Here is a 7024-nt window from a genome sequence, read left to right as displayed (position 1 = left end):
GCAGCCGCCCCATTGATTCCCCCCTGGTCTCGGTGTGGCGGCGGCACGTCAACAGCACCCCCGTTTCTGGTAAACGGGTGGGCTGCTGTGTGGCCCTCTTCCCTGCTGTGGTGTCCGGCTCCGGCAGCAACCGGGCACGACGGACCGGAGCAGCATGGGGTCCGAGGAGTGGGGAACCGACCACAGCAATGCGATTTGAGCCCTACAGTGAACATCGCCGCCGCCGTCAATCGTCCCCCTTTAGGCGGTGGCGGCACTAGAGCAACACCCCCGCCTGCGGAGGAGGGGTGCTGTCATGACAGGCGCGGGCCTTAACGTGGCTCTCCCGCGGCCGTGTTGCCGGGCCTACGCTGGCGCTCATGGGCGCACGCGAGCGGTGGGAAGTCGGTGAGCTGGCGGCTGGGCTGCCGTCCTGGCGTCCCGGACCGACCCGGGACTGGCTGTGTCGGATGCTGTTGGCGAGTGTGGACTTGCCGCCCCTGGACCGGGTCGCCGCGTTCGACAATGACGGCACCTTGGCGTGCGAGAAGCCGGCACCATCGGTGCATGCGTACCTGACGCATCTGGTCTCCGACGCTCACCCCGCGGACGGCCACGACACCGAGCGGCTCCTGGCCGCAGCCCTGGCAGGGCTGACACCCTCGCAGGCCGCCGCGAAGGCCGAGGATTTCCTGGCGAGGGCTTGCCATCCGCGGTTCCACCTGTCCTACCCACAGATCATCTACCGGCCGATGCGGGAGTTGGTGCAGCTGCTGCACCGCCTCGACTTCACCGTTTACCTGGTCAGCGACGGCTCGCGTGACTTCCTGCGGGTGATGGCCTCCAGCGCCTACGGCATCCGTCCCGAGCACGTCATCGGGACCGAGGCCGTCATCAGCTGGCCCACCGGCAGGTGCATGACCTGGCCGATGCGTGGACGCCGCGGCTCGCGCCGTTGTGTACCCGATGTGTACCCGGGCCGACATCGTCACGATACCTGCGGGGATAAGAAAAGGCCGATCCCCCTGTGAGACAAAGGAACCGGCCTGGTAGCCCCGACGGGATTCGAACCCGCGCTACCGCCTTGAGAGGGCGGCGTGCTAGGCCGCTACACAACGGGGCCCTAGCGTTCATTGCGACCCGTTTCCGGGTCCCAACAACGAATCAACCCTACCCGCTGGCGAGTGATTCTCCGAATCGTCCGGCCGACCTCGAGGGCCGAAACGCAACGCTGGGGTACCAGGACTCGAACCTAGAACAACTGAACCAGAATCAGTCGTGTTGCCAATTACACCATACCCCAAGGGGGTATCGCCGGGCGCGGGCCACGAGGTGACCTACATAAGGCGAACCGAGGACAGATACTACCGGGCCGCTCCCCCGCCGCCCAAATCAGTTGCTCGGTGGCGTCGGGTCGTGGACGCCGAAGAACGGCAGGCAGCCGGCGACGCCGACCACAGTCACGGGCAGATGATCCCGGTTGAGCCACTCCTGGCGAGTGATCCGCAGGTGCAGCATCTCGTCCCGGGCCCTGTCCCCGCGCTCGAGCCGCGGGTGCAGCTCGAGACCGTTGGCGGTGTAACCGAGGCGCCGGGACACGCCGAGGGACGAGTGGTTGTCACGCCAGGCCGCCGTGATGGCCGCCTCGGCGCCGAGGTGGTCGAAGGCGAGGGTGAGGACGGCCGTCCGCATCTGCCGGCCGAAGCCCCGCCCACGCACCGAGGACACGAGCCACGATGACGTGTCGACGGTGCGGACGACGCCGAAGCGGTCACCCTCGAGGTTCTGTGACCCCACCACCACGCCGTCGTGGATGACGGTGAAGGGGAGGTTCAGGACTCGGCGGTCCACGTGCCCCAGTTGCGCCAGATCCCCTGGGCGATCGCCGCGCGGCGGTTGACTCCTTCGGTGACGTCGAAGCGGGCGGAAGCCGGGTCGAGCTCGAGGTCGTCGGGGACGACTGCGCCGAGCGCGAGGACGTCGTCGCCGACGGCCGGGCGGAGCAGCAGGTCCGCAGTAGTGAGCCTGATGCCGAGCACTGGCCAGACCTCAGGGGGATCCACCGGCGACCCTGCCGCCGACCCATCCGCCGCGCTCGGCCAGCTGGTCACAGCGTCGCGCGCAACGCGTGCAGCCGGGCGAGGGTCGAGGTCTTCCCGAGGATCTCCATCGACTCGAAGAGCGGCGGCGAGACTCGTTGTCCGGAGATGGCGGTCCGCAACGGACCGAAGGCGAACTTCGGCTTGACGCCGAGCCCCTCGACGATCGCCGTGCGCAGGGTTGCCTCAATTGCCTCTGCGGAGAAGGCCGGCTCGGATCCGAGCAACCCCACGTGGTGGTCGTCGAGGTCACCGAGCGCGCTGATCGCGGCGTCGACGACCTGGGCCGAGTCGTCCTTGAGCTGGGCCCGGGCGTCATCCGCGATCTCGATCTGGTCGTCGGCGGCGAAGAACGGGCGGACCAGGGGCGTCGCCTCGGACAGCAGCACGATGCGGGTCTGGATCAGGGCAGCCACCTGCCCGAGCCGGCCGAGCTCGCCGAGGGACGGAGCCCCCGGGAGGACACCATCGGCTTCGAGGAAGGGCAACAGCCGGGTTGTGAAGTCCGTGACGTCGAGCTCGCGCAGATGCACGCCGTTGAGCCAGCCGAGCTTGTCGAGGTTGAAGATCGACCCGGCCCTGTTGACGTCCTTCCAGCGGAACCGCTGCGAAAACTCCTCGAACGTGAAGACCTCCCGCTCGGCCCCGTCGGTTTCCAGGATCGGCGGATACCCCTGCAGGGCAAGGAAGTTCAGTAGCGCCTCGGGGAGGTAGCCCTGCTCCTTGAACCACGTCAGCCGCGCCCACGGGTTCTTGCGCTTCGAGATCTTGGCCTTCTTCTCGTCGAGCAACAACGGCATGTGGGCGAACTTCGGCGGCTCCAGCCCCAGCCACCGGTAGAGCAGGATGTGCTTGGGGGTGCTGGAGATCCACTCCTGCCCGCGCACGACGTGGGTGATGCCCATCTCGTGGTCGTCCACGACGACCGCGAGGTGATAAGTCGGGAAGCCGTCGGCCTTGACGATCACCTGGTCGTCGGGGCGCGGGGCCTTGGTGCGGCCCATGATCAGGTCGTCGAAGACCAGCTCGACGTCGTCGGGAACGTGCATCCGCACGACGGGTGGCTCGCTGAATCCCGGTAGCAGCGCCCGCTCCTCGCGCGTCTTACCGAGACACAGCCGGTCGTAGCCGGTCGGTTCCTTGGCCTTCTGCTGCAGCTCGCGCATCTGCGCCAGGCGCTCCCCGGAGCACCAGCAGAGGTAGGCCTTGCCGTCGGCGAGGAGCCGATCGGCATACGGGCGGTAGGTGTCGAGCCGCTCCGACTGCCGGTAGGGCGCGTGCGGACCGCCGACGTCGGGGCCCTCGTCCCACTGCAGGCCGAGCCAGTGGAGGGTGTCGTAGAGCTGCTGCTCGCTGTCCGCCTGGAACCTCGCCCGGTCGGTGTCCTCGACGCGCAGGACGAACTGGCCGCCCTGCTGGCGCACGAACGCGAGGTCGAACATCGCCATGTAGGCGGTCCCGACGTGCGGGTCGCCGGTCGGCGACGGCGCGACGCGCAGCCGCACAGGCCCCTCTGTCGCCAGGGCCGGCTCGTCGTGCCGTGGGTCGTATGCCGCGTCGTCGGGTCCGGTGTCCGGCATCCCGTCCGTGGCGTGCCGGGCGTCGTGCGGGGTGGTGTCTTCACTCATGGTGCCGTCGAGCCTAGTGCGTGGCGTCGAAGCGGACGGCGGCGCTGACCCGAGCCCGCGTCGCCGACGGCCCGAGGACGCGGACGGCGTCGACCCACTGCTCGACGCTTCCTGCGGGATGGGCGCGCAACACGTCGGGGTCGGTGACGCTTCCGAGCAGGACCTGCTCCACCTCGTCGCGGACGACGACGAACGGGCGCGCGAAGAACGGCTGGAGGGCCGCGCCGGTGACGGTGGGCAGCCCGACGTCGCGCTGTAGGACCTGGAGCATCTCGAGCGCCGCCCCCAGTCGCTCCTGACGCTCCTGCCACGTGGACGCACCGACCGCGGCCGTGAGGTCGGGGGTCACGACGCCCGCACGCGGCAGGGACGAGAAGAGCGACCCCAGCCACTTGGGATAGGGCGGCCACCGCCGCTCGAGCAGGAAGCCGAGGTGCATCGCCACACCCACGAGCCGCGCCGAGACGACCCGGGAGCCGAGATCGTCCCCGCGCTCCCCCGCCCGGCCCGCGAGCGGCAGCTCCTGCGCGAGCCGATGCCAGTCCACGGCGACGAGGACGGCCCACAGGTCGCCGGGATACCACCGCAGTGCCTCGCGGGTGCGGGTCAGCGCTCCGTCGTGGTCGGCGAAGACGGCCCCGGCCGTGACCTCGAGCACCACTTGTCCTGTCATCGACAGCCAGTCCGCCGTGGTCAGGCCGTCGAGAGGGTCGAGGCCGATGCGGGAGCGGACGAAGTCCGGCAGCGTCGCCACCTCGACGCGATGGGCCACGCGAGCATCCCCGGTCAGCGCGAACCGCACCGGCAGGCCGTATGCCTGGGGCAGCTCGGCCTCGAGCACCGCCGACACCTCTGCGCACCTCTCGACCGCCGCCTCGGGGAGCAGCAGGGTGAGGCGCAGCCCCCAGTCGTGGTCGCGGGAGATCGCGTCGTCCAGCCCGAGGACCTCGGATCCGGTGCCGAGTCTCCCCGCGGCATACGGGAGGCTCGGAAAGCGGTGCGAGAGTAATGGCCCGACGATCTCGGCGGCATACCGGCGGGCGAGCTCGACCCCGGTGGGCTCCACCGTCTCAGCCGGCGAGCGCCCCCATCGGGTCCCAGGCGGGGAGCACGATCGGCTCGGCGTCGAACGCGGCCTGCAGCTCGGCGGGTAGCGCGTCGCGCCGGACCGCGATCTCGAAGACGTGCTCGGCGAACCAGCTGTCGTTCATCGTCCAGAAGCCCTTGTCGGCCTTCTCGTCGCCCCAGCTGTTCTCGACCCGCCACCGGCGCGAGGTGCCGTCGACCACGTCGACCCCGGTCAGCAGCATCGCGTGGGTCATCGCCGAGGCCTGGTGGAGCAGGCGGTCCGACTTGCCGAAGTCCGTGGTGGTGCCGTAGACCGCGTCGTAGTCGTAGAGGTGGGCGTCCCAGATGCCGTCGTCCTTGCCCATCATCTGGCCCACGTCGCAGCCGAACCACACCGGTTCGCCGCCGACGATGCTCTCGCGGGCGAGCGTCTTGATGAGGTCGATGTCGACGTTGAGGTAGGTCACCTGGGTGCCGTCGGCGACGTTGCCGAGGTGCTCGACCGTGAAGGTGCGGCCCTTGGGGCTGCCCGGCCGCGGGTCGTCGACGAGGCAGACGTAGTCCTCGAGCGGAAGCGCGACGTAACGCGCGGCGAACTGCTGGGGGGTCATCTCCTCGTCGCGGTGGAAGCCCTTGTCCTTGTCGGCCCACTGCCAGTGCACGGTCTCCGGCGGGGTGCCGAGGTGCAGCGCGAGGACCCGGTAGATGGTCTGCAGGGTCTCGAGCTTGGCCTGGCGCAGCTGCCCGGCCTCCTCACCCGCGGTCGCCCGCGCGCGCAGGTCGCGCGCCGACTGGCGCAGGACGGCGGACAGGTCGCGGTTGAACTGGTGGGTCGAGGAGGACGCGGTCGTCTCGGGCATCGCGGCCTGTGGCACGAGGCCGTACTTGCGCACGAGCGCCGTGAACATGTTCCACTGACCGCCGTCACCGGTCGGGTCCTTGAACAGGTGGGCCACGGTGCGGTCGTCGACGTCGCGGTCGGCGGTCGCGAGGATGCCCTCGAGCCAGAAGTTCGCCTTCTCGAGCTTGTCCCAGAACAGCAGGTGGTTCTGCGAGAACTCGAAGTCCTTGACGTCCATCGTCGAGGCGGCGCCGACCCGCAGCAGGTTGAGGCCGGCGAAGAGCCAGCACCGGCCGCTCTGCTTCTGGTTGGTCGCCTTCCAGTCGTCCAGCTGGTGCGACATCGACCGCTGGGCCGCGACCGCGAGCGAGCGGTCCATGGCGATGGCGTCGACCTGGTTGCGGGTCAGGACGTTCTGCAGCAGCCGATGCTGGGGGTCTGCTCCGAACTCCTTCGCGAGGTGCTCGATGTCTTGCGCAGTCAACTCACCAGATGTCATGCGGACAACGGTAACCGGGCGGCTGCGGACGCGCCCGCCGAGGGCCACCTTCCGGGTCAGATCTCAGCGGCGGACGAAGGGGTTTTCGAGGGTGCCGATGCCCTCGATCTCGACCGAGACGCGCTGTCCCGCCCGGACCGGTCCGACCCCGGCCGGGGTGCCGGTGAGGATGACGTCACCCGGCAGGAGGGTGAAGGCCGCCGAGGCATACGCGACCAGGGCGCCGACCCCGAAGATGAGGTCGGCGGTCGTCCCGTCCTGGACGACCTCGCCGTCGAGCCGGGTCGTGAGGCGCAGGTCGGCGGGGTCGAGCTCGGTCTCGATCCAGGGCCCGAGCGGCTTCGAGGTGTCGAACCCCTTGGCGCGTGACCACTGCTTGTCGCGGGTCTGCAGGTCGCGCGCCGTGACGTCGTTGGTGACCGTGTAGCCCCAGACGCACTCCCCCGCGTCCTCGATCCGCACGTCCTTGCAGATCTTGCCGATGACGACCGCGAGCTCGCCCTCGTAGTGGATCTCGTGGCTCTGCGGCAGCATCACGACCGGGTCGCCGGGGCCGATGACGGCGGTGTTGGGGACGAGGAACATCAGCGGCTCCTCCGGCACCTCGTTGCCCATCTCCTTGGCGTGGTCGGCGTAGTTGCGCCCGATGCCGATGACCTTGCTGCGCGGGATGACCGGTGCGAGCAGGCGCACCTCCTCGAGCGCGACGGTGGTGCTCCCGGGGACGATCCCGACGTAGAGCGGGTCGCCCTGCAACCCCAGGATCACCTCGTGGCCCGGCTCTCCCTCGACGATGCCGTATGCCGGGTCGTCACCTGTCGTGTACCTCGCGATGCGCACGCGCCCACCTTAGGACCCACCCCCGGGGGGGTTGACGCTGCGTCAACGGGGTTGACGCCCGATATAACCA

The 7024-nt window shown here is 69.5% G+C and carries 7 protein-coding genes and 2 tRNA genes; 1 reads left to right on the top strand and 8 read right to left on the bottom strand.

All coding sequences use genetic code 11. The features are described from left to right. Positions 1-359 precede the first annotated feature (359 nt). Positions 360-1010: a haloacid dehalogenase-like hydrolase gene (locus Q0R63_RS22560; RefSeq protein WP_295702350.1), complete on the top strand. Its 651-nt coding sequence runs from the start codon at positions 360-362 to the stop codon at positions 1008-1010. Positions 1011-1026: 16 nt separating this feature from the next. Here Q0R63_RS22560 and Q0R63_RS22555 read toward each other — a convergent pair. The 8 genes from Q0R63_RS22555 to Q0R63_RS22520 form a co-directional block, all read right to left on the bottom strand. Beyond that, positions 1027-1102, bottom strand: a tRNA-Glu gene (locus Q0R63_RS22555). Positions 1103-1210: 108 nt separating this feature from the next. Continuing rightward, positions 1211-1282: transfer RNA gene (locus tag Q0R63_RS22550), tRNA-Gln, on the bottom strand. A gap of 89 nt (positions 1283-1371) precedes the next feature. After that, a complete protein-coding gene (locus Q0R63_RS22545) occupies positions 1372-1830 on the bottom strand; it encodes a GNAT family protein (protein WP_295702349.1) in 459 nt (152 codons plus the stop codon). Beyond that, positions 1812-2018, bottom strand: a complete 207-nt coding sequence (locus Q0R63_RS22540) for a hypothetical protein (protein WP_295702348.1) — start codon at positions 2016-2018, stop codon at positions 1812-1814. Before Q0R63_RS22540 ends, Q0R63_RS22545 begins: the two co-directional genes overlap by 19 nt. Positions 2019-2086: 68 nt before the next feature. After that, a complete protein-coding gene (gene gltX / locus Q0R63_RS22535; protein WP_295702347.1) occupies positions 2087-3706 on the bottom strand; it encodes a glutamate--tRNA ligase in 1620 nt (539 codons plus the stop codon). 13 nt (positions 3707-3719) lie between these two features. Further along, positions 3720-4772 (bottom strand): DUF4037 domain-containing protein, encoded by a 1053-nt coding sequence (locus tag Q0R63_RS22530; RefSeq protein ID WP_295702346.1) that lies wholly within the window; start codon positions 4770-4772, stop codon positions 3720-3722. Between the two features lie 4 nt (positions 4773-4776). Beyond that, on the bottom strand, positions 4777-6114 hold the full coding sequence (locus Q0R63_RS22525; RefSeq protein ID WP_295702345.1) for a C1 family peptidase: 1338 nt from the start codon (positions 6112-6114) through the stop codon (positions 4777-4779). Positions 6115-6177: 63 nt separating this feature from the next. Next, entirely contained in the window at positions 6178-6954 is a 777-nt protein-coding gene (locus Q0R63_RS22520) for a fumarylacetoacetate hydrolase family protein (protein ID WP_295702344.1), read from the bottom strand. Positions 6955-7024: the final 70 nt, after the last annotated feature.

The sequence above is a fragment of the Lapillicoccus sp. genome (genome assembly GCF_025353065.1).
Lineage (GTDB): Bacteria > Actinomycetota > Actinomycetes > Actinomycetales > Dermatophilaceae > Lapillicoccus.
This window is presented reverse-complemented; position numbering and strand designations above follow the sequence as displayed.